Origin of the sequence: Thaumasiovibrio subtropicus (assembly GCF_019703835.1) — a bacterium.
Classification (GTDB): domain Bacteria; phylum Pseudomonadota; class Gammaproteobacteria; order Enterobacterales; family Vibrionaceae; genus Thaumasiovibrio; species Thaumasiovibrio subtropicus.
In genome coordinates this window covers 18,865-40,204 of the sequence record NZ_AP023055.1, presented here as the reverse complement: position 1 = coordinate 40,204, position 21,340 = coordinate 18,865, and the positions used below count along the sequence as shown (strand labels likewise).

Below are 21,340 nucleotides of genomic sequence, written 5' to 3'. Positions count from 1 at the left end.
GCATAACAATCTTTGTTATTGTCGAGTGATAGTAATCTGTTGATCTATAAGCATTCTCGCCAATCGTCATGGAGACTAACGTCCATCGCGATGGCGGTAGCGTGCGGTTTTATAGCTTTTCCCTGCCAAACCTTTTTCGCAAGGTAGTCATAGTCGATGTCTGCATACCTTAAACGGAGGCATTCCATCAGGCGTAAACCCGAGCCATACATTAGCTGAGCGATAAGTAAAAACACTTCGACCTCGGCACCTCCAAGGTCTTTAGGGTGGCGTTTATTGTGATAATAGATGAAGTGTTTAATCCAGTATATGTATGAGTCAACAGTGCTTTTAGCATAGTGGCGAGCGTACATATAAGTTTCAATTTTCCGTAAAAATGGAGAACGTTGAATCATGTTAGTTACCTGTTGTTATATACAGTAGAAGTGTAGACTAATAGATCGCAGGTTATGTGGATTTTTTCCGCATAATGTGACGAGCATGATTGTTATAATTAGTGGTAAATCCTTGTTTTTCATGGGTTAATGTTAATTATTCCACACTGAAGATGGCATGTTATACGGAAATAAATTTTGGGATATTATGCGGAAAAATTCCGTATATAAAGCGTTATAACTCCCACAATGACATCGTATATTCAATCAGTTAGAATTCACAAAAAATGAAATGAGTTAAGAAAAATGAAAATCACATCAGGCAACCTAGAAGTTTTTGAGTCTGGTTTGGCTCGTACCGGCTTCACGAATAACATTAAGTTTGATTTTCAGTCAATTTGGTTAGAGTTTACCTTTATTCTTGAGGGACAAGGGGATTATCGTGCTGACTATGTACCGGCTGAAGATAGTAAAGGGCTAAGAGTTAACATTTATAACAATGATAGTATCCATGGTGCTGGCATAGTAAAACCACTAAAAGTTGGCTCCTTGGATGGTCGAGAGTTGTGGCTGAGCTATCGCTCTTTTCGAGTGTCAATGGATCATGACGCTTGGTCTCTTGAGTATGTTTTTTATAAAGGGAACGAGGTCGATGAGTAAGATTAGTATTGAATCGATAAGAGATACTGAAGAGCCTCAACCTCGACGCAAGAAAAGTAATATCTCCGGAGATGTCCCAGGCTCTGTAAGCTATAGCATCGGCACTGGCAAGCATGCACAAGATTCCGTAGTTTGGCTTACTATCAGGTGGTCATTTATTTTAGGAATAACTCTTTCACTAGTATTAATTATCTTCATGTGGCCATCATCTCCTGATGGTATTCACCCTCCTTTAGACGCTGAATTTCCGATTGAGCAACTTAAAACCATATGGTCTATATTCGTTCCTATCGTAACTCTTGCTCTAGGGTATATGTTTGGCAAGGGAAAGTAGAGTTATAACAAACTATTTAAGAGTGATTCGCAACGTGTGGCATTTTTACTATGCGTTGCGTTTAGTGTTTAAGGTGGTATGCGGCAGCTTCAGTATTGCGTTGCTCACACCTTAACAGGGCGTTGCTATGATTCCCCCTGTCAACAGTGACGCAAGTATCCCTGCCGAGCAGAGTGCTCAGCATGATAACTTTAGCGAGAGAGCCATCGGCAAGTAAGTGTCGGCGGTTGACCTAGCTGCTACTCGCGGGTTTGGTTATCCGCATTACTTGATTACGCCGTTGAAGCCTTGCCTCACTCTATGCGCGTGGATTTAAAACACCTAACGCCCTCGAGGGTTGCTTGCACCGCTGCTTCAGGCTCTGCACGTCAAAGCTAATTCTGTCAGGTTTTAGTGGTGTCTAGTTCATCTCTTTCACTGGCGTACTTTGTGGGTTAAACGGCAATGCAATGTCCATATGTAGCCAACAAGTTCACGTGCGATCGCAACGACGATTTTGTTTTTCTCTTTGCCTCTGGCTCGCAGTTTGGCATCGCGTTTACACAGCCGCTGCTGTATCTCCCAAGACAGATTTTGCAGCTTAGCACTGTGCCCTTGAAGACGTTTTTGCATCTCTTCAGAGACCTTGGGTGAGAACCGGTAAGACCACGCAGCTTCAACTAAGATACGCCGAGCATGTGTGTTGCCTGTTTTGGTAATAGCGCCAAGTCGTTGCCGAGTGCCGGAAGAGTACTCTGACGGAGTTAACCCAACGAAGTTCATGAGTGAGCGAGGGTGATTAAAACGGCGTAAATCGCCCAGCTCCGCGACGAGAGTGACGGCAGAGAGAAAACGTATCCCACGCAATACACAAAGTCGCTGTACCAGTGGATACCATCGCCATGATTGTGCCAGTGTTTCCAACTCAATATTGAGGTGTTGTAAACGTTCGAACTGCTCAGTAACAATGTTGATGTAGTGCTGGTAAGCGATCTTCTGAGCGGGTTCGAGGAAATGAATTGCGCCAAGATGACGACGATATGCTTCGGTCCAGTTTTGTCGTCCTGTACATGGATGGCCATGGCGCAATAGAAACGACTTAAGGCGCATTTTGGCTTGCCGATAATCGAGCATCGCATCTTCTCGGCAGCGGATGAGGTCACGGATCGCTTCATCACAGCTATCAGGGATATAAATAGAATTGATATCACCTGTTCTGGCAAGACGCGCTAAGGTCATGGCATCACGCTTATCAGTTTTGACGCGATCGCCAGGCGCTTTAGGGGTTAGTGATGGCGCAACCACCCAGCATTCAATACCGTGACTATTGAGGTGGCGATAGAGCCAATAGCCGCAAGGTCCCGCTTGATAAGTAACACAGAGCTTGTTTGCTTTTGCTTTGAAGTAGCGCAGTAACTTGTTGAAAGCGCGTAGATTAGTATTAATGGTGCCGTGGTATTGCACACGGTCATCGAGTTTATCGGAGACATAGGCGACATCGGTTGTCTCCTTGTGCACATCTAAGCCGATAAAAAGTGTGTTAGATTTAGACATGTTAGCCTCCTGTTCTGTTATTGGCTTGTCACCTAACAGTGTGGCACTGGCTTAGCTAACCCACGATAAACGCAGGAGGCTAACACATGCTCAGGGAATCATTATGTCTAGATTTTTTATGTACTCAGAGAAAGAAGCTAGAGAAAAGTTCTTAGCCTATATAAATAGAGATATAGGCGGAACAGAAAGCGAATTCGAGATTAAGAGAATCCAACTTTCAGAGAGAGAGGATTTTTGGATCATCGGAGCAAACGCAATTTCGCCATTGCATCAAGCTGGCGGGGTATACGGCTACTTACTAGATGCCGATACTGGAGAAGTATTAGTAATGGGTTTTAATGGCCCATACGCTTATTTACAAGACAAATATGATGATGAAGAAGCGAATGGCTGCTCGTATGTCTTGAGTTGTGGCTTTGAGTCCTCAGACAAAGAGCAGATCGTTAACTTAAGAAAGAAGTTAGAAACGAGCTATTCGTTAGCGATCAAGTGTGTTAAAAGTCAAAATCAATGGTTTTGCGGTAAAAAAAGGGAGTTACTTCAACTTAAAAAACACTTCGATGATCAGGATATTCCCACTAAAATTGAGTTGGTTGAGATTTCAAGCGCGATGTTTCATCTTGATGACTGTAATGGCTTGTATTGGTGGAGCGAAGTAGTTGAGTTATTTGCAAGTAAGAAAATCTAACAAAGTGCAGCAACGGACTGTCAAACCATTATGGAATTGATGATATCGACCAAATTAGGCTGTCATTTGCTCAAAAAGTAAAGTTGCTTCCCGATAAAGGAAGTGCCGTTTCATATATTAAAAAAGGCATCGAAAGAGTTAACAAAATACGCAATCGCTTTGGGCACGAGTTAGACGCAACAATCTGTAACGGAGAGATAAATGAACTTGATGATGTCTTAAAAGCCATGAGACCTGAGGTTTGTTCCGAAACACCAATCAATAGAATAGAAAACTTCACTGCGATCGCTTGTACATTTTTAAATGTAGCACCGAAAGAAATCGAAGAAATCTTCTCGCAAACTTTCAAGAATGTGCAGGTGTGAAAATACCTATAACACATATGAGCCCCTTCGCTGTCAATAGAAAACACGCCTCCCTTGGCAGCGAAAGCCACTAAATTAGTCGAACAACGAAGCTGTCTACTTCGTTAGGTCACTTTGGCCATTAAGTCATTGCTTACGGCAAACACATATAGAAGGTCTCTTACTGTGGTCTCACCACTGCCTGTCGATCTAGCGACAGGGCCATTAGACATACATCGGTTAACCCAATCTGGCACTATTCAAAGAAGATGGCTGCTATCGCGCTAGTTAGTAAAAGGCTCAGTATGGGTGTAAGCAACTTTGTTGTTCGTACAATGCGCAACAATGGGATGACTAATCAAAGCAAAGGGGCTTGAACCGCGATTGCACAGCAGACCCAACATAGGCTCGTAGCCAAGAGTCATTAGGGCTCAGCAACGTGCTATCTCTCAGCACCAGTTAGACTAACAGTTCATCCCATTGTGCGACTTATTCGGGTAAAAAGCGTTTGTCATCAAACACGGTCTTGTTCCTCAGCATAAAATAGATACAGCGCCCTAGTTTGTGAGCCAACACCGATAACGCTTTGGCTTTACTCATTCGTTTTTGTAGATTGTTGAGGTACTTTCTGGCTTTGTCATTTCCTCGCAAGTACAGCACCGCCGCTTCTGAGAAGTGTGGCAGATCTTCATGGGGGGGAATCCATGTCATTCGTTATGGCGCAGAGCAAAATCCAGCTAAGGGGACTAGATGAGTGATAAAGTGAAAGTGGCCCTGAAATGGCTCAAAGATCTCTCAGAGGCAGAGGGTGTTGACTACCAAATTGTTGGTGGGTTAGCGGCAACTATTCATGGTGGAAGTCGTGAAATCGCTGATATCGATCTTTATATTCGCAATTCTGACGCAAATAAGGTCTTGGCTCGCGTATCGCAGTTCATATCTAAACCGTTAACTCATTACACTGAGTACGGTTGGGATCTAGAGTACTTCCAGCTGGTTTACCAAAATCAAAAAATTGAAATCGGCTTATCTCAAAACACGAAGATACAATCAGCTCTCGATGGTTCTTGGTATGAGCTTGAAATCTACTTTTCAGAGTCAGTGGTAAAACTCTATCAAGGTATCGAATTACTAGTGATTCCAGTCCATCGTCTCGTTGAGTACAAGCGAATACTGGGTAGGGAAGTCGACCTAATAGACATACAAGAACTAACGTTGAGTTCAGCGCCATAAAAAATTGTTCAACAGCGACTCAAAGCGCGTGCCATTTTCGCTTCGCTCAATAGTATGGCACACTAGTTTTTCTCTCGTTAACAAGGCCTGCCAGAGGGACCACAAAACCGCCGCTCCGCTCTGGTTTTGCGGCCTCTGCTGGCGGCGTTAGGCTTCTAAGTTAAAAGGATACTTCATTGATAGAAATTGAATTTAGTATTTGGTTAGCCAGCAAGTTAAATTGGGTGCACTTAGTAAAGAAAATTCATATGCCTTGTGTTCCTCGAGTCGGTGAATATATGAAATTTCGCAATAAGGAGGAAGGGGATTACTTTGGCTGGAAAGTTACTGAAGTGACATATCGAGAAAGCGGTAGTATCGAAGTTTGGACGGAGCTCTTGGATAATATAGATGATCGAATGTACTCTTTTGAAGAGGACGAAGAATTTCAAGAGTGTTACAAGTCGTACCTTGCTGAAGGTTGGACGTCTCCTCACGGTATAAAGGTTAATACACGATATCAAAACCGAACATCAGGTTGACTTTTAATCGGTCAAGAACAAGCTCTCTTTGATTGCTAGTTCATCGTAGGGCTGTCACACGTGAAAAAGCCTAACAAACGACTATGGCGTCAATAGCTAAATTTTGGCTATATTTTCATCCCACATGACGCCATCTCGTAACATTGAATTCAGTATTACAACCATCTTGCGAGCGTGATGGCCAAGTTTATTAAACTCTCTCGCCCAAAAGTGCGCGCCACTACAAGCTTCGAGCCCTATACGCATAGGCGGCATATTTGCTATGGTTGTAAGTAACTTAGCGCGAGAAACAGACTTGTGAAGAAGCGTAACGCCTCGTTCGTCAACCGCGTGCAAGCTAAAATGGTGCTTGGCAAGGTCAACACCGCAATAACAGATGGAATGTGACAGGATTACCTCCAGTACTCTCACAGCGATCACTTAAGTGTGGCAGATCTTCAGAGGGGGAATCCATGTCATTCGTTAAGCGGAAAAGGAATCAGACATCATGAGTGCTAGTAGAGCATTAGAAGAAGCAAGGCCAATGTTAGAGGATCTACTTCCCCAAATTGGAATTATTCCAAACGGTGCGCCATTGGATACCTCATCTTGCATCTCTTTCTTTAGTAAGTGGGTAGGTGAGCAGCAAGTAGGCCAAGAGGACATGGCATTTTTTCAAGGGCTAATTGGCGCGTTCATAACTATCTATCTAATCGACAATAAAGACGCAAAAGCCTATGTCAAAGACAATCGTATTTGCGTGGCAATTCCGTTCCAGCAAGGAATAATGCGAGAATTTGAGCCCTATGCAGTTGCACATGGCATCGCTAAGGGAAACGAAGGTGATCTTGAGTCATTCTTAACAAGTGTCGCCGCTTAACAAGCGCAGGAAATCGGACAGTCTAAAGTGTCACGCCTTTTGTTCCAAAAAAGCCGCCAACTTCACCATGCCGGTGTTTGAGGCGTTATGTGAACGGAGGATAAGTAAGCTTGAGAGTAGTTCCTGAGTTGTATTGTAACGACATTGATGTAAGTAAAGCTTTCTTTGTTGATGTCCTCAATTTTCAGATAAAGTACGAACGTCCAGAAGAGCAATTTGCCTACCTCACGTTAGACGGCGTCGATCTCATGCTCGAAGGCCTCAACAGCGGTGGTCGAAAATGGTTAACGGGCAACATGGATTTGCCATTTGGTCGCGGTATCAACTTACAGTGGGACGTTAGCGATATTGATAGGTTGTTTGAGCGAGTGTCTAGATTGGCTCCGAACTCAGTTTATATGCAGCTCGAATCTAAGGTTTACGAATGTGGCAGCCGCCAAGTGGAACAGAAGCAGTTTATCGTACAAAGCCCAGACGGATACTTGTTTAGGTTTTGCCAAGACACAGAATAAGATAGTTCTCATAACAAACGACTATGGCGTCAATAGCTAAATTTTCATCCCACATGACGCCATCTCGTAACATTGAATTCAGTATTACAACCATCTTGCGAACGCAGGCAACGATAGCCACTTTCTTAGGTTTCCCAGCTTCTAAAAGTCGTGAATACGTGGTTTTGAAAACAGGGTTACATTGCATGGCTGACATCATCGCCATGTATAAAACGGTTCGTACTTGCGCTCGACCGCCTTGGATTACGCGCTTACCTTTGTAGCGTCCACTTTCACGTGTGATTGGAGCGACACCTATCAGTGACGCCGCTTGTTTATTCGTGATGTAAGCAAGTTCCGGTACGTTGCTAATGTTCGATACGGAGCGACATACTTAGCCGCCATTATGCGAGCGTGATGGCCAAGTTTATTAAACTCGCTCGCCCAAAAGTGCGCGCCACTACACGCTTCTAGTCCTATACCTATAGACGGCATATTTGCTAATGTAGTGAGTAACTTAGCGCGCGAGACCGACTTGTGAAGAAGCATGACGCCTCGTTCGTCCACCGCGCGCAAACTAAAATGGTTTTTGGCAAGGTCAACACCGCAATAATAGATGGAATGTGACATGGTTACCTCAAGTACTCTCACAGCGATCACCTAAGTGTGGCAGATCTTCATGAGGGGAAATCCATGTCATTCGTTATGTGCTCCAAAAGGTATTTAGCTTTGGAAGAAAAAATAATAAAAAAGTTGTCAGAAACTCTGATAAGCCTCGAAGAAAAAGGTGAAATTGTAATTACTTCTACTAATGTTGACGGTATTTCCAGTGCTATTTTTGAATCAGTTTTAGAAGAGTATTTAAAAGAAACGGAGGAGCCAATAGAGATGAGCATACCATATCTTTTGGAAAAAATTGTTGTTGAATTATCACAAAGGTTTGACGTTGAGGTTGGGCGAGCCAGTGAAATTGTAAATACCTATTATAACGAATGGCTCAAATATAAAAGTGTACAAGAAATAGCTGATGCATACTGGCATGAAACACCTCAAGAAATAGCAAGAAGAGCGTATTATCATATAGAGTTAAAAACCTGACAATAGAGATCTTGAATATATTGAGTGGCGTAAAGATTGGTAACGCACATAACAAAGCCAGTCAAAGCGGACACATACGCACTGTCTCGTTTTTTGCAAAAAAAACGCAAAAACCAAGCCAGTAAGCATGTGCCGTTGCTGGCGGCGTTAGATGAAATCGGAGTTCAAAATCGAGCATGAAAAAAGTAATTGAATTATTCAAGAAAAAGAGCAGATACAGTGATTCAGTAAATTCTCCCAAAGACAGAGTCACACAGTATATTTCTCACTGGTATGAGCAATGGTCAAAAGCTCAAAAGGAAATGGGAAATGGGAAATGATGTGGATTTTAACTACTGGGCCGAGCTTATATCTAAAGTTGATGATGCTCACTTTATTTCCGGTAGTAGTTCAGGCTCTAGAAACTCATTTGGTTCAAAAGCCGATTATAATCCAAATGTAGAAAAAATTACTGAATGTGATATCAAAGAAGATTCTGCACAAGTATTTACAAAAATTTGTGAAGAGACTCTTAAGTCTACAAAGTATCGCGTTTACGACCTGAAACTTGTTCCCGAGAAAGGATGGTTGATTTCAGGACTATTTACTCTCTTCCATCCTCCCAAAGGCCCTGTTATCGACATAGATAAACAGGCTAACATTCTTGCAATGTGTAAACCTGATTCTTCATTTATGGAACGAGAGGAACATATTGATCTCAATGAAAATGTTCTTTTTCAAAACGACCGCAATATAAAGATTCCACATTTAGATGAAGGCTTAGCAAGGCTAGATGAAATTGGAAAGCTAAACACTAGCTCAGGCATCCTAGGAATTTTAGATTTCGGTTATGATATTGATGATTTTGAGCCTTTAGAAAGACAAGTTAAGCCAGGAAAGTATCCAGTCGAAACCGTTACAATACACAACAGGGTAGCGGGTATTCGAGTAAGATTTAGTGAAAGTGAGAAGCCTGTAAAATGGCACGCAGCGAATACACCAAGCGGTAATGGTGTCTATGGAGTTGATGCGGGAAATTTAGCGATTTTCGATGTTAGCAGTCTCTTTGGGCTAAGCAGAATAAAGAAAGATAGGATCTTTAATGACTGGTGTCTTTCTGATAAACCAGATTTACTTACAATGACAGAGTCAAATGATTGCGTTATAACATCAAGCGGATTTGGAGATGGGGCTTATCCTGCTTTCTGGGGCGTGAATGAACAGGATGAAGTAATTTCACTATATATCGACTTCATGATTCTTGTGCAGGAAACAGAAGAAGGTCAATTTGAGTCTGTATAGCATGTGCACATACCCAAAATCACCTAACAAGGCAATTAACTTCGCGCCTTTCGGCACCGGACAGCCTACGCTGCGCTCCGATTGCCGGTTATGGCGGCGTTAGGTACTAATTGAGTTCGGTAAGTAATGGCAAAAGATACGCCTTCAATGGCAAAAAATAAAATTAAGCGTTCACTTGGAGCGATTATCGATCCACATCCGACAGAACGTGACAAGACGATGTTGTGGGACTATTTCAATAATTCCTGCGCATATTGTGGTCTTACTATGGAAAGGAAATCGAGAGTCGGTCATCTTGATCATGTAGTCCCGACTTCTGAAGGTGGGAACAACTCTATATTTAACCATGTCTTATCATGTTCTATTTGCAATGGTGATGAAAAGAGAGAAATGGATTGGTTGGAGTTTCTAACCATTAAAGTAGATTGTACTGAAACATTAATCAACCGTAGGTCTCTTATCGAGACGTGGTTAGCTAAAAATACAATAAAGCCAATTGACGGTGCTGCTCAGAATCAAATTGATAGCATTGTTGAAAGGGCATTATCGCAGTTTGATGAGTCAGTAAGACTAATGAGAGAACTACGAGGAAAAATCACCTAATAAATAAGGATAAGTGCCGCGCAGCCGACACTTTATCTAGGTGTTGAACAAGCCCAATAAACTCATTTACTCAAGCCACCTCAAGTTGCTGGATTGACCTGCCACTCAATCATGTCAGTTTTAAGAAACCGAGATTCTTGACATCAAAATTCGGCAAGTTAGGGAACACAGTGTTAAGCATCGCTTCATTCGTCACCCCCATCCAACGGGCGATAGTCGCCCCAATTTGCTCGACAGAGGTTGTTGGTATCATCCGCCCTTTATTAAAGTCATTGTCACCATCTAGGATTAACGAAGGCCATTCCCCATAAAGCTGACCGCCATTCAATGCGCCTCCCATGATAAGGTGGTTACTGGCCCAGCCATGGTCGGTGCCCGTGCCATTGCTGGCTAAGCGACGCCCAAAGTCTGACATCGTCATGGTAGTTACCTGCGACTCAAGCCCAGCCGCATCCAGTGACTGCTGAAACGCAGCCAACGATTGACTCAATGCGGTCATGAGCGTTTGATGGTCGTTCAATTGGTTAGCATGAGTGTCGAAGCCCCCCATGCCAACAAAGTAGATCTGCCGCTGATGTTGAAGACGATCGCTAGACTTAATTAAACGCGCAACGGTATGCAGCTGATTGGCTAGAGAAAAATCGGGATAATGATCTTCTTCTGGCGATGATTCTAACGCCGCTGCGAGTTGATCTCGTGTGGTCAGCGACTCGCGCTTCACGCGGTCAAACTCTCGACCAAACTTGGTATCAGGGGTCAGGCTCATCACTTGGTCAAAGCTCTTGCGACGCAAAGTGTTATGGATGGCGTACATCGATGGCAAAGAAGAGGCATTGAGCAGGTTTGCGGTATAGGTACTGCCATTGAGCAACTGAGTATAGCCGTTCAAGCTAAAGGTTGGGCTCACCGCCGCTTTCTCTGATGACAAGACATCCATCAAACGCCCAGCCCAACCAAGGGTTGTCGTGTTCCCAGCCCATCCTCGCTGCCACTCTGTTTGCTGCGAGTTATGAGAGAACAGAAAAGGCGGCATTGCTTTCGTACCCGCGGATAGCTCAGCCTTGGTCGCCGGCTCAATCAACACGCCACTGTTTGCGACTGCCACCATTTTCCCGCTATCGAATAACGTCTTTAGCTCTGGCATGGCTGGATGAAGCCCAAGCTGCAAATCAGACCCGGTATTGGCGTTGATCGGCAATAGCGACGCTTGAGGTAACGCAATATCTGGCCGTGCATTGGCATATTCATCGTAATGAAGGTTATCGGTAGGGATGAGCATGTTGAACCCATCATTGCCGCCAAACAAAAAGACGCAAACAAGGGCTTTGTACTCTGTGCCCGGCGCTGCCGTCGCTCCGCCTGTGCCCATCATTGAGATCATCGGGGTCGCTGCCATGGCAGCCAACAATTCTCGGCGGGTGATCATTGTGCTATCTCCTCAATATGGAACTCCTGACTGGTCAACACGATATAGAGTGCATGACGGACTTTCAGCGCTTGCTGTGTATCGCGCAGATCCCCTAGTGCTTCTTCGATAATGGCTTTCAATGGGTCGCTCATGCGTTGCGATAGAAGGCGACGATCTATCTCTGCGATTAACGCCGCATGATCGTTTGCAATCGCTTCTAAGGGCGCTGCATTTATCACAATGCGTTTAGGATTTTCTTCATTGTCATAGTTTGTTCTGCCCGTCGCGCTCCAAAACTGGTTGTTAGTCAGAATAAAGTTGTTCCAATTGAGAATTTCAAACTCTGGTGCGACCTCTCCCGCCTGATTAATTTCACCATTTGGCGCATAATCGGGGGAAAAGAAGTTAAACACACTGGGCGATGACAGGGGCGCTTGTCCATAGGCCCAAAAAGTGCCGTTTGAGTTATGAAAGCGTCCAGACGGATCGGCTGATTTGGCTTCCATTGCCCGTAAAAAGTTCGCCATCGCTATCAAGGGCTCTTTCATTTTGACGGGCGCTTTTGTCGCGCCCGTCAAGGCTTCCTCATCCAGCAATACGGCTTTCACGACCGCTTTCAAATCACCGCGTACCCCGGCGCCGTTATCAGCAAAAACTGAACTCACTCTCTCAACATAAGCTGGCGACGGATTTGAGGTCACGAGTCGCTGAATTAAATGTTTACTTATGAATGGCGCGGTATTGGCGTGATCAAGCAACATATCCATTGCTTGTGCCATATCTTGCTCGGCCGTTTGCCCCGCAGGAAACACTTCACCCATCACCACTTTTTGACCGTCATCATGCTGCTCAGCATACGCCACCATCGGCAAGAACCAGTTGCCCTCTTTTGACCCCCACCAAGGTTTCGCCTTTTCAGCGACATGCCATCCTGTAAAGACACGTGCAAGATTCTCGATATCATCTTGCGTATACGTCGGTATTAACTGGCCTTGGTTATCCCGCTGTTCGGTACCGTCCATATTGAGGTGATAGAGCCCTATACTGAACAGTTGCATCACTTCCCGCGCATAGTTCTCATCTGGATAACGGTTTTTACTGGGATCGGCCTTCTGATTAGCCATCATCGACAGATAATCACCCATCGCTGCATGACGGGTTACGTCTTCGATCAAATCACGGTAGTTTCCGAATGCATGGTTAGCCAGCATGTCGTAGTAATGCATCATTTCTAATGGACGACTGCCAAGGTTGGCGCCGTAACGTGAGATGACAAACACTTCACTCAACGCAAAGGCGACTCGCTGGCGCAACTGATCTGGCGCGTTGATCACTAAATCCCACCACACTGCTGCGCGATCTGACTGGTTATAGGTTTCAGCATCCCCCAGCAATGGATATTCGTTCACACGGGCATAGTGTGAGCTGGTTGGTAGTGAAAATTGCTGCTCTAACCATGCCTCGTAACCTTGTTCCGCTAACTGCTGATAGGAATCAGGTCGAGGGCCAAAGGTGGCGCGATAAAGCAAATCATAACGTTGGTTCTGGCTCAACACTGTGGGCTGTACAGGTTCACCGCCGATACTACCGCCACCGCCATTATCGCCGCTGCCACTCCCACTACCGCCACTGTCTGAACCCCCTCCTCCACAGGCAATCAGGAGCGACAAACTGACGGCATAAACGCTTTTCCTTAACACTGGCATCCCTAGCATCTTATTCTACTCAACCCCAGACCCGACCATTGCAATGGGTCAAAAATCACTCACATATCACTGCACGCTAACTAAGTTTGCACTCAACAGCAAGTGACTCGGGTAAAAGCTGTGCTACGGATTCAGACTGCACAATGTCAAGGGAGGCTAACGCGCTTTCTGTCAATGTTCTGACAAAGCGCTGACAGTCATGTCTAGCCCAGTAGGTTCGACATAGTTGGACACATTTCATTCACCCAGCTTTACGCTGCCTTGACGGCACTATACATCCAGCGCGCTACGATGCCATCATCAATCAATGGGAGAGGCATTATGAAAAAACTTACCGCCATCGCACTCACCGCTTTTATCTCTTTTTCGACAGCAATGTCACTACCTGCTGAAGCGAGAGGCAAGGATGATCGACCGGGTTGGAGTCACAGCAAACCCGGCCACAATAAACCGGGACACAACAAGCCCGGACACAATAAGCCCAACAGACCGGGGCATCACCGTCCAGGGTACAATCGCCCAGGGTATGGCAAGCCGCCAGTCATCGTGGTTAAACCTCGTAAAGGTCAACGATATCGACCTTCTCCCACATATCGACCTCGCCACCACTACTATCACTATCGTAGCCTGCCACGCCATGCCACTTACATTCAGATTGGCGGGATCCGATTTGCACTTGTAGATGGCCACTACTATCGACGCCAAGGTGACAGATATATCAACGTCATTATTAACCGATAAGCGCTAAGGCGACTTGTGAGTTTCGATCCAATATGAGCACATTTCTGTCGACATAAGCTGCTGCAATAGTAAAAACAGCGTAAAGTGGCACTATTCGATAATGCCACTTGCGCATATAAGGCAGAGGTAAGCTATGGAACTGATTTTTCCGTCCATTCACAGACTGGTAGAGCAATCATTTAAACTCGCAGAGTGCCCTCGTTGGGATTGGCGGACTGAATCATGGCTATGGGTAGATATACCCTCTGGCACTCTCTATCGATATCGCAATAATCACATCGAACAGCAATCTTGGTCTGAACCATTAGGTTGTGTTGCCATGCAGGGGGATACGGGGTTCATCCTCGCATTTAAAAGTGGCATCTACTTTCTTGAAACATTCAACGCCGAACGCCAGTGTATAGCCCCTCTTCAATCCTCAGCGCCCAGAATGCGCTTTAATGATGGTAGAGCAACACCAGGCAGTCGCTTTATGGCTGGTACCCGCAACGGCGAAAAGCAAGGAGACAAGGGACAGTTTTACCTACTCCATCATGACGCAACCATGGAGCCTCTTCCCTTCTTTGCTTGGACTTGCAACGGCCTCGCTTTTTCACCCTGTGGCACGAACGTGTATTGGGCCGATACTAGCGAAAGTAAGATATACAAGGCCAATTACCATGTACAAAATGGCATTATGGGCGAGTCAGCACTCTTTGCTGATCTCTCAGAACATCGAGGTCGCCCTGATGGCGCTGCTGTCGATAACAAGGGCGGCTACTGGGTCGCCATGTACGCGGGCAGCCAAATTTTACGCCTCTCACCACAAGGCCGAGTTACTCATCAGATCGCTATTCCTGCAACGAACCCAACGATGATTGCATTTGGTGGCGAGCATTATGACGAGATGCTCGTCACGACCGCTGCAGACCAATATGCTGATGGGCAAGTGCTTAAACTCACGGAACTGGGCTGGCAAGGCATCAGCGAACCGCTGGTGGATGTGAATGATTTCTAAGTAAAGCGCCGTTTTCTTTCAACCTACTCCGGCACTTATACTCAAACCGTTTAAAATCAGCGCCAGCAACAAAGGCTGGCGCTGATAAAAAACAGTTCCAATACAACTTACAAACCCAGAATACCCCACCACGTCAATCCGACGGTCATAAAGAGGATGGCGCCAACGACTGAAATGACTAAGCCAATGCGCATCCACTCGCCATCAGTATGATATCCGTAACCCAACAGCAGTGGATTTCGAGCGTGGCTGTAGGTACTTAAGTTACAACCCAAGTTTGTAATACCCGCCACCGCCAGTACTGCAATTAAAGGCGAGACACCTAGCGTCATCAAAGCGCCAATAATGACTGGCCCTAACGCAACCACTTTTGCGGTCCCTGAGGCAAAGAAGTACGCGGTAAAGAGATAAAACGTCATCATAAATAGCAAAAAGACCATCGCACTGGCGCCATCTAAGCTAACCAGGAGCAAGTCAGAAACGTTGGTCCCTACCCACTCAGTAAAGCCCTGCTTTTTCATTTGGTTGGCTAAACCCATGAGTGCAGAGAACCACACTAACGTATCCCAAGCCCCTTTCTCCGACTTTATATCTTCCCACGTCAACACACCCATCAGCAGTAATGCAGATAAACCGACAAAGGCGGCGGTTGCTGAGTGTATGCCGAACGTTCTACCTCCGACCCAGAGCACGATCAAACCGACAAACACACCTATCAGTTTCCACTCACTCGACGCTACACTCCCCATTTTGTTTAACTCTTGGCGCGCAAATTGAGGCGCTTCTGGTGTTTTTTGTGTCTCTGGACGAATGACTTTGTATAGTACAAACGGCATCACCATCAGCAAGACAAGCGCAGGAAGTAGTAAATACGTCAGCCAATCCGTAAAGCTCAACGTAATCCCAGTGACTGTCGTCGCAATACCCACCAACGCCAAGTTACCTGCAAAGCCTGTTTGAAAGCCAATTGCAGAGGCATCATTCATCGCGCTCGCACTGGAGATAAAATACTGCCCCAGTTTTTTATCTTTCTCATTCGTCACTTTCGCTAGCGAGTCAGCAATGGGGGATACGATCGCAGAGCGCGCGGTATTACTTGGTGTCGCTGGCGCAATCAAAAAGTCTGCAACCCCTAAGCAATAGGCAATCCGCAGCGAAGATTGACCAAAACGGCTTAGCAGTAGCAATGCAATTCGTCGACCTAATCCTGTTTTGGTAAAGGCCCGTGCAATCATAAAGGCAATGACGATAAGCCAAATTAATGCATTATCGAAATCACTTAGTGCTGTCACTATCGCTTGTTTACCACTTGTCTCACCTCCTGCTTTTAATACGGCATATGCTGCAACACCCATGACGGCAACGGCGCCCGTAGGCAACACATTCGCTACAATGCCAGCAATCGTGGCAATAAACACGATCGCAGTATGATACGCGGTGATCTCTAGCCCTTCAGGGGGAGTGAGATGCCAACATATCGTCGCGATTACTAAAATAATGGACAGTGGGATAACTTTGGCGGCAATCAACGGCTCCTTTGCCGTCAAGGTTGCGCGAGGGGAAACACTCTCACTCATGCTGAACTCCTTAATCAGTGACATGGCTCAATGACAATCCATGTCACATTGCATGCACGGATTCACTGGGCTTCAGCAAAATTATGTTTCGAACACAACCAATAGAAATTAACAATGATCAATAAACAGGAGAAGATTTGGTTCGGCAAGCAGAGGATTTTTAACAATTGTTAGCTTAAGCCGTTACTGAAAGTAAGGTTTTACGAATATGACTATATTTTCAGGCTCTATCCGACGCACCTAAAAAACAAAAAAAACCAGACAATGAAACCATATAATTCAAAAATACCAACACAATGTGCGATTGTTACAAAAGAGAGCAACACAGACATGGATGGCGCTGACCTAGAATTAGGTGCGTGAGAGTGGTTAAAAAACGTCATTAAGACGGCAACAGCGTGCTGGCTCAATATTTACAAACAAAAACGCTGCCCTATGGCAGCATTTTCGCCAGCGCTAAACTGAATGGATGCTTCCGACAGGTGTCAAAGCATATCGGTTTAACGCTAAAGGAAGAAAGGTGCTTACTTAGCGGCCTTCTTTAGCGCTTTCTTCAGCTTTTTCACTTTCGCTTCTTGTTTACTGATTTTAGCCTTACGCGCTTTGATCTCTTTCTTCAGTTCTTTTGCTTTCTTAGCCATCATTAACTCCTTAAATTGTAATGGATGCGCTTATAAAACGCATATACAAAGTATATGCACTTACTGACCATGAATAGAGAAAAGGCTTAAATCTGTGAACTGTTACGAATCGATGAAACTTCCAGAAGAAAAAATGGGATATTGCGCCAAATTTTGAACTAACAGTTCATCAAAAGTTGCAGTGAACGCGAGATAGTTCGCATCCAAATAGTAGTGTGTCGAGATTTTATGGTACTGGCCCACCACCTGACATGTCGGGCGAAAAACAAACTGCCAATGTGTGTCTGTTTCTCGGATCCCAAACTCATCTAACCAGAGATCCGCTCGATACTCATCCAGCGCAGCCTCATAGAAGCTGAGCAACTCATGTGCTGACGGCGAATGAAATGTTTCCTGCGCCAGCGACACACCACAAGGATGAGAAATCATCACCTGAAAAGGATTCACACTGTATTTCATGATGCTAAAGATACGTTGCCGTTGCGCTGGTGTAGGCATTTTGACCAAATGCAACCGCCCTTTTGCTTCGTAGCGGATAATGCCCGTGGCCGCCATCACATGAATAATGGACACCTCATCCGCGACACTCAGCATCGCCTCTGGCAATAATTCAGCGATCGCTCGATGAAATTGCTTCTGTTCTGCTTTTGAACGCTTGAGGTCGAGTAAGCGCCCGTCGGGTAAGATGTACCCACCACTGCTAATCCACTCAGTTGTCCCAAAATGGCACTCTATCTTTGCCAATAGGTCATCACAACACACTGAACCCATACACGGCACTCCATAACGTTGTTGCGTCACTCTGCCGCTGACAGCCGCGAGAAGAAAAGTGACTCAAACATGAGACATGGCTTAAGTTTGAAAAAAGTATGAGTTTCCGTCTTTGAGATACCTCTCAAGCCTATAAAATTAAGGAAATGAAATAGTTAAAACCCGCTTTGACTCACGAATTAGTCAGTTTCGTATTGCAGGGTAGTCATGATAAACGTTAGGTTGGAAGGGATATGCAGTATAGAAATAGTCAGAAATTACGGATGATGTTTACGAAAGGAAGACGTTTCAACACGCTATATTCAGATAACCTCATGATGCAGGGCATGGTGCTCAAGCGATAGACATGTTCACCGCTTAAGCACCACATTGTTAGCGCTACTTACTTGTCTTCTTGTTTTCTACTGAACGCATTTCATCTTCCATCTCTTCAATGCTGCCAGCATAGCTAAAGACGTAAGACCAATTTTCATTCGCCTCTTCAACACTCTGGTGATAAGTCGGAAAATCACTGACGGAGACCGACCTCTCTTTGAGCGTTAGATGATACATAAGCTCAAAAGCGTTGTACTCTTTACGCACTTTTTCAAGTAACGTTGGCTCTACGGGACTAATTTGGAATCGATAATCCATTTGGTTATTCGTGATTTCGACCTGCTCTTTATTGTACGGCCATGGCATCGGCATGGTCAGATTGATCGCCTGATTGAGCTCAACTGGGCCGCCCACCCAATAAGGAGAGTCACGTTTTACGCGTTTAGGGGCAACCAAATAGCCATCAATCAGCTCACCATAAACAGAGAGCACAAGCTCTTCATCACCCGGCTCCCAAATCTCATCGATTTGATACCGCTCAACAACTGTCACGACATTCGCCGCGCGATCATCCTCAAACTCCAGCTCATCACGGGCATAGAGCTCTTCGTAGTACTCTTGATAGTACTCCTCGTAGTCTTCAGAAATTTGCTCTATACCATTGTTTGCAAATCGTCGACGTAAACGTTCTGCGCTGCGCCCTTCATAGACGGTCGTCACCGTCATCTGTCCACCGTCCTCCGCTTGTACAACCAAATCTGTGTTCACATTGATGGCATTACGTCGGGTCGAGTCCATCGCAGTTAGCGATTGCTCATCATCACGAATAATCAAACCAAATCCATAGTTGGCCTGAAACAGCGTATCAATATCCGTTGACTGTAAGTAGTTAGTCGGGTCGACCCAATAGGGTTTTCCTTCGTACTCAAAATAGGCGATTACGTGATTAAAAATGGCGTGCCCAGGCTCTTGTTCATCCATTTTGTCACTGAACGTAGTGCTAACCAACGCGGGGTAAGCCTCAATACCCAAGCCTTGTAACAACGAAACCAAAAGCAATGTTTTATCTTTGCAATCGCCATAACCTTGCCTCAGTATCTGCTCAGGCTGTCTTGGCGCATGCGAGCCGATGCCATTTTCCATCCCAAAGTAACGAATCTCATCTTGGACAAAATTGATCGCCTGCGCGATTTGGGTCGTTTTCCCCCTAACCGCTTTGAGTTCTGCCAGCTTGGTTTTATAGCGCGTCCCTTTCTGCGATGGCTGGTAGTAAGGCAAAGCCCACTGCACAACATCGCCCCAGTTATGATAAGAGGACGCGTAGATGTAAGGGTAAGGGTCATACCAACTCGGCTGATCTTCCTCATAATAACGATATCGACGTCGATCATCTTTAAACACATACTCTTGATGTGTTTCATGACTATGGTGGGTTAACTCCCCATGTGCATTGTCTCCGAGGCGCTTCACCACTAGCGCGTCATCATTGTCAAACAGTACTCGGGCATGCGTTGAAATGACGGGCACTCCCCATCCCACCGAAAGATAGCTATCAACTTCCTCACCAAACACCGGGTTTCGGCCTGCGACAGTGAAGCTATAAATGACAATATCATCCACTTGCACATCATTGGCGATGATGTGGAAACTCTCTTCTCCACTGTAAAGAAGGCGTTCAAGATCCTCCTCCCGCTGCAAACGCTTGACCTCCATGGTTGGCATAAGGTCAATGCGCTCACCGCCTCGCAAAACATACAACTCATGCAAAGCAACGGACTGATAGTGCGGATCAAAATCGATGGTAATCTGCGAAATACGCTCAACGCCCGCTGGACTTACCGCCTTTTTCGCATAGCGGTAATAGCTCGCCTCTTGATCGTTACGCAAGTTCTCTTGCTCATCGACAAGAAGGTATACCACACCATCCGCGCGGTCTTTACGGGTAAAATCAGTGGGAATTGCTTGCTGCGATACCCAATTGGGTACCTGTGCTTGAGGAATAACATCGGCTGCCAATACTGCACCTGACATGGCCATATGTAGCGCTAGTGTCTGCGCGATAGGTTTCATGCGTCTCATCATCATGACTGGAAATCACCATTATATGTTGCCTCGAGTACGGTAAGCGCTTCTCGCACAAGGCGTTATCAAAATGTTATCCATTAGTTTTGCGTTATAAGACAGTGAAATGCAACCCGTTAGGTAAACACTTTGAGAGCATTTCTCATTCTGATACTAAAGAGCTCACAAAAGTGTCAAAAAAAGGCATGATAGGGACATCACTTTTAACGATGTCTTGGTTATGTATTGGAAACTAGCGCCCTATCCGCTGCCCGACATGTCCCCTTTCGTGTCCCGATCCTTTCATGTTGTGACGCCAGATGAGAACCTACACATCTACGGCATTCATTATGATGCTAGTCACTACCATCACGGTCTGTTTGATCGCTATGGCATCACGGCACCCAACTTCCTCAATCAGGCAGTGGCAAAACGGAATAGTGAATACCTCGCGGGAAGGCTCGTCGCTCGACAAGCAATGGCAAGCGGCAGTCATTGCGAGATGCACCAAATGCCCCAAATCACCACGGGTCAACATCGAGAGCCACGTTGGCCACAACACCTGCTAGGTGCCATTACGCACAGTGACAACATTGCATTGGCGGTTGTGGCCGCTAAAGCGCGTTTTCGTTTTATCGGCATCGATTACGAAGAGATACTCTGCGAAAAAACCGCCACAAGCATTGCTTCTCAAATCGTGGATGAAGAGGAAAAAGCCATCCTAACAGCAAGCTCAATCCCCTTCGAACACGCATTAACCCTCGCTTTTTCGGCCAAAGAGAGCGTATACAAAGCGATTTTTGGTGAGGTTCAACAGGTTTTATCGTTTCAGGATGCCAAAATCGTCCACCTTGAAGAAGGACGATTAACGCTTCAACTCGGCAACGCTGTGATAAAAAGACTACGAGATAAAACGTGTTTATTCGTTTATTTTACTTTTAAATTCAATGGGGTAATAACACTTGTGGCGTCTGATTGACTTCAGCAATCGCATAACGGTCATCATTGCCGTCACTTTTCCGCCGACAAAAGTCAAACAATTGACTCACCGATCAACTTAACGTATTGATAATTTTGCCATTCTGTCTACGCATGAACTCAGAC

21 protein-coding genes and 4 pseudogenes are annotated in these 21,340 nt (G+C 45.3%); 14 read left to right on the top strand and 11 right to left on the bottom strand.

The window, feature by feature from the left end:
- Positions 1-44 precede the first annotated feature (44 nt).
- Entirely contained in the window at positions 45-395 is a 351-nt protein-coding gene (locus tag TSUB_RS16495; protein WP_087018770.1) for a phage integrase N-terminal SAM-like domain-containing protein, read from the bottom strand.
- A gap of 285 nt (positions 396-680) precedes the next feature.
- Here TSUB_RS16495 and TSUB_RS16490 point away from each other — a divergent pair, with 285 nt between their 5' ends.
- Both TSUB_RS16490 and TSUB_RS16485 read left to right on the top strand, forming a co-directional pair.
- Positions 681-1,034 carry a DUF6864 domain-containing function gene (locus tag TSUB_RS16490; protein ID WP_087026384.1) on the top strand — a complete coding sequence of 118 codons (354 nt, stop codon included), beginning with the start codon at positions 681-683 and terminating at the stop codon, positions 1,032-1,034.
- Positions 1,027-1,368, top strand: a complete 342-nt coding sequence (locus TSUB_RS16485) for a hypothetical protein (RefSeq protein WP_087026387.1) — start codon at positions 1,027-1,029, stop codon at positions 1,366-1,368. Before TSUB_RS16490 ends, TSUB_RS16485 begins: the two co-directional genes overlap by 8 nt.
- 414 nt (positions 1,369-1,782) lie before the next feature.
- On the opposite strand, the gene TSUB_RS16475 is transcribed toward TSUB_RS16485, so the two are convergent.
- Positions 1,783-2,901, bottom strand: coding sequence for an IS110 family RNA-guided transposase (locus tag TSUB_RS16475; RefSeq protein ID WP_087026393.1), 1,119 nt, complete (start codon positions 2,899-2,901; stop codon positions 1,783-1,785).
- A gap of 103 nt (positions 2,902-3,004) precedes the next feature.
- On the opposite strand from TSUB_RS16475, the gene TSUB_RS16470 reads away from it, so the two are divergent.
- Both TSUB_RS16470 and TSUB_RS16465 read left to right on the top strand, forming a co-directional pair.
- On the top strand, positions 3,005-3,589 hold the full coding sequence (locus TSUB_RS16470; RefSeq protein WP_087026396.1) for a hypothetical protein: 585 nt from the start codon (positions 3,005-3,007) through the stop codon (positions 3,587-3,589).
- Positions 3,590-3,672: 83 nt separating this feature from the next.
- A complete protein-coding gene (locus tag TSUB_RS16465; RefSeq protein ID WP_087026399.1) occupies positions 3,673-3,954 on the top strand; it encodes a hypothetical protein in 282 nt (93 codons plus the stop codon).
- Between the two features lie 468 nt (positions 3,955-4,422).
- On the opposite strand, the pseudogene TSUB_RS16460 reads toward TSUB_RS16465, so the two are convergent.
- A pseudogene (locus TSUB_RS16460) lies at positions 4,423-4,608 on the bottom strand (IS110 family transposase); the annotation flags it as partial.
- A 75-nt stretch (positions 4,609-4,683) separates the two neighbouring features.
- Here TSUB_RS16460 and TSUB_RS16455 point away from each other — a divergent pair.
- Positions 4,684-5,166, top strand: coding sequence for a MazG-related protein (locus tag TSUB_RS16455; protein WP_087026402.1), 483 nt, complete (start codon positions 4,684-4,686; stop codon positions 5,164-5,166).
- Between the two features lie 176 nt (positions 5,167-5,342).
- Complete coding sequence (locus tag TSUB_RS16450; protein WP_087026405.1) at positions 5,343-5,687, top strand: hypothetical protein; 345 nt, start codon at positions 5,343-5,345, stop codon at positions 5,685-5,687.
- A gap of 156 nt (positions 5,688-5,843) precedes the next feature.
- Here the strand turns inward: TSUB_RS16450 and TSUB_RS16445 are convergent.
- Positions 5,844-6,077, bottom strand: a pseudogene (locus TSUB_RS16445) (IS110 family transposase); the annotation flags it as partial.
- Positions 6,078-6,174: 97 nt separating this feature from the next.
- Between TSUB_RS16445 and TSUB_RS16440 the strand changes: the two are divergent.
- Entirely contained in the window at positions 6,175-6,546 is a 372-nt protein-coding gene (locus tag TSUB_RS16440; protein ID WP_087026408.1) for a hypothetical protein, read from the top strand.
- A 110-nt stretch (positions 6,547-6,656) separates the two neighbouring features.
- On the top strand, positions 6,657-7,058 hold the full coding sequence (locus TSUB_RS16435) for a bleomycin resistance protein (RefSeq protein ID WP_087026411.1): 402 nt from the start codon (positions 6,657-6,659) through the stop codon (positions 7,056-7,058).
- Here TSUB_RS16435 and TSUB_RS16430 read toward each other — a convergent pair.
- A pseudogene (locus TSUB_RS16430) lies at positions 7,033-7,422 on the bottom strand (transposase); the annotation flags it as partial. The gene TSUB_RS16435 and the pseudogene TSUB_RS16430 overlap by 26 nt on opposite strands.
- Positions 7,410-7,667, bottom strand: a pseudogene (locus TSUB_RS25070) (IS110 family transposase); the annotation flags it as partial. The pseudogenes TSUB_RS25070 and TSUB_RS16430, both read right to left, overlap by 13 nt.
- 99 nt (positions 7,668-7,766) lie before the next feature.
- On the opposite strand from TSUB_RS25070, the gene TSUB_RS16425 reads away from it, so the two are divergent.
- The 3 genes from TSUB_RS16425 (at position 7,767) to TSUB_RS16415 (ending at position 10,019) form a co-directional block, all read left to right on the top strand.
- The gene (locus TSUB_RS16425) at positions 7,767-8,135 is read left to right on the top strand and encodes a hypothetical protein (RefSeq protein ID WP_221274621.1); all 369 of its coding nucleotides are present in this window, start codon (positions 7,767-7,769) and stop codon (positions 8,133-8,135) included.
- 309 nt (positions 8,136-8,444) lie between these two features.
- Positions 8,445-9,416: a DUF4241 domain-containing protein gene (locus TSUB_RS16420; protein WP_202819718.1), complete on the top strand. Its 972-nt coding sequence runs from the start codon at positions 8,445-8,447 to the stop codon at positions 9,414-9,416.
- Positions 9,417-9,542: 126 nt separating this feature from the next.
- On the top strand, positions 9,543-10,019 hold the full coding sequence (locus tag TSUB_RS16415; protein WP_087016378.1) for an HNH endonuclease: 477 nt from the start codon (positions 9,543-9,545) through the stop codon (positions 10,017-10,019).
- A gap of 109 nt (positions 10,020-10,128) precedes the next feature.
- On the opposite strand, the gene TSUB_RS16410 is transcribed toward TSUB_RS16415, so the two are convergent.
- Positions 10,129-11,445: a DUF1501 domain-containing protein gene (locus TSUB_RS16410; protein WP_087016379.1), complete on the bottom strand. Its 1,317-nt coding sequence runs from the start codon at positions 11,443-11,445 to the stop codon at positions 10,129-10,131.
- Complete coding sequence (locus TSUB_RS16405) at positions 11,442-13,127, bottom strand: DUF1800 domain-containing protein (protein WP_246616501.1); 1,686 nt, start codon at positions 13,125-13,127, stop codon at positions 11,442-11,444. Before TSUB_RS16405 ends, TSUB_RS16410 begins: the two co-directional genes overlap by 4 nt.
- Before the next feature lie 327 nt (positions 13,128-13,454).
- Between TSUB_RS16405 and TSUB_RS16400 the strand changes: the two genes are divergently transcribed.
- On the top strand, positions 13,455-13,874 hold the full coding sequence (locus TSUB_RS16400; RefSeq protein ID WP_087016381.1) for a VPA0510 family protein: 420 nt from the start codon (positions 13,455-13,457) through the stop codon (positions 13,872-13,874).
- 133 nt (positions 13,875-14,007) lie between these two features.
- Positions 14,008-14,871, top strand: coding sequence for an SMP-30/gluconolactonase/LRE family protein (locus TSUB_RS16395; protein WP_087016382.1), 864 nt, complete (start codon positions 14,008-14,010; stop codon positions 14,869-14,871).
- A gap of 107 nt (positions 14,872-14,978) precedes the next feature.
- Here TSUB_RS16395 and TSUB_RS16390 read toward each other — a convergent pair whose 3' ends face one another.
- From TSUB_RS16390 to TSUB_RS16380, 3 genes are all read right to left on the bottom strand, one after another.
- On the bottom strand, positions 14,979-16,448 hold the full coding sequence (locus tag TSUB_RS16390; protein WP_087016383.1) for a DASS family sodium-coupled anion symporter: 1,470 nt from the start codon (positions 16,446-16,448) through the stop codon (positions 14,979-14,981).
- A 743-nt stretch (positions 16,449-17,191) separates the two neighbouring features.
- Positions 17,192-17,860 (bottom strand): hypothetical protein, encoded by a 669-nt coding sequence (locus tag TSUB_RS16385; protein WP_087016384.1) that lies wholly within the window; start codon positions 17,858-17,860, stop codon positions 17,192-17,194.
- 378 nt (positions 17,861-18,238) lie between these two features.
- On the bottom strand, positions 18,239-20,245 hold the full coding sequence (locus TSUB_RS16380; RefSeq protein ID WP_159064753.1) for a DUF3857 domain-containing protein: 2,007 nt from the start codon (positions 20,243-20,245) through the stop codon (positions 18,239-18,241).
- Positions 20,246-20,477: 232 nt separating this feature from the next.
- Here TSUB_RS16380 and TSUB_RS16375 point away from each other — a divergent pair, with 232 nt between their 5' ends.
- Positions 20,478-21,215 (top strand): 4'-phosphopantetheinyl transferase family protein, encoded by a 738-nt coding sequence (locus TSUB_RS16375; protein WP_221274620.1) that lies wholly within the window; start codon positions 20,478-20,480, stop codon positions 21,213-21,215.
- The last annotated feature ends 125 nt before the right edge of the window (positions 21,216-21,340 follow it).

Bases quoted from the DNA above. Each gene is read 5' to 3' on its own strand.
- TSUB_RS16495 (WP_087018770.1), bottom strand. From the start codon at position 395: ATGATTCAACGTTCTCCATTTTTACGGAAAATTGAAACTTATATGTAC.
- TSUB_RS16490 (WP_087026384.1), top strand. From the start codon at position 681: ATGAAAATCACATCAGGCAACCTAGAAGTTTTTGAGTCTGGTTTGGCT.
- TSUB_RS16485 (WP_087026387.1), top strand. From the start codon at position 1,027: ATGAGTAAGATTAGTATTGAATCGATAAGAGATACTGAAGAGCCTCAA.
- TSUB_RS16475 (WP_087026393.1), bottom strand. From the start codon at position 2,901: ATGTCTAAATCTAACACACTTTTTATCGGCTTAGATGTGCACAAGGAG.
- TSUB_RS16470 (WP_087026396.1), top strand. From the start codon at position 3,005: ATGTCTAGATTTTTTATGTACTCAGAGAAAGAAGCTAGAGAAAAGTTC.
- TSUB_RS16455 (WP_087026402.1), top strand. From the start codon at position 4,684: ATGAGTGATAAAGTGAAAGTGGCCCTGAAATGGCTCAAAGATCTCTCA.
- TSUB_RS16440 (WP_087026408.1), top strand. From the start codon at position 6,175: ATGAGTGCTAGTAGAGCATTAGAAGAAGCAAGGCCAATGTTAGAGGAT.
- TSUB_RS16420 (WP_202819718.1), top strand. From the start codon at position 8,445: ATGGGAAATGATGTGGATTTTAACTACTGGGCCGAGCTTATATCTAAA.
- TSUB_RS16415 (WP_087016378.1), top strand. From the start codon at position 9,543: ATGGCAAAAGATACGCCTTCAATGGCAAAAAATAAAATTAAGCGTTCA.
- TSUB_RS16410 (WP_087016379.1), bottom strand. From the start codon at position 11,445: ATGATCACCCGCCGAGAATTGTTGGCTGCCATGGCAGCGACCCCGATG.
- TSUB_RS16400 (WP_087016381.1), top strand. From the start codon at position 13,455: ATGAAAAAACTTACCGCCATCGCACTCACCGCTTTTATCTCTTTTTCG.
- TSUB_RS16395 (WP_087016382.1), top strand. From the start codon at position 14,008: ATGGAACTGATTTTTCCGTCCATTCACAGACTGGTAGAGCAATCATTT.
- TSUB_RS16390 (WP_087016383.1), bottom strand. From the start codon at position 16,448: ATGAGTGAGAGTGTTTCCCCTCGCGCAACCTTGACGGCAAAGGAGCCG.
- TSUB_RS16385 (WP_087016384.1), bottom strand. From the start codon at position 17,860: ATGGGTTCAGTGTGTTGTGATGACCTATTGGCAAAGATAGAGTGCCAT.
- TSUB_RS16380 (WP_159064753.1), bottom strand. From the start codon at position 20,245: ATGAAACCTATCGCGCAGACACTAGCGCTACATATGGCCATGTCAGGT.
- TSUB_RS16375 (WP_221274620.1), top strand. From the start codon at position 20,478: ATGTATTGGAAACTAGCGCCCTATCCGCTGCCCGACATGTCCCCTTTC.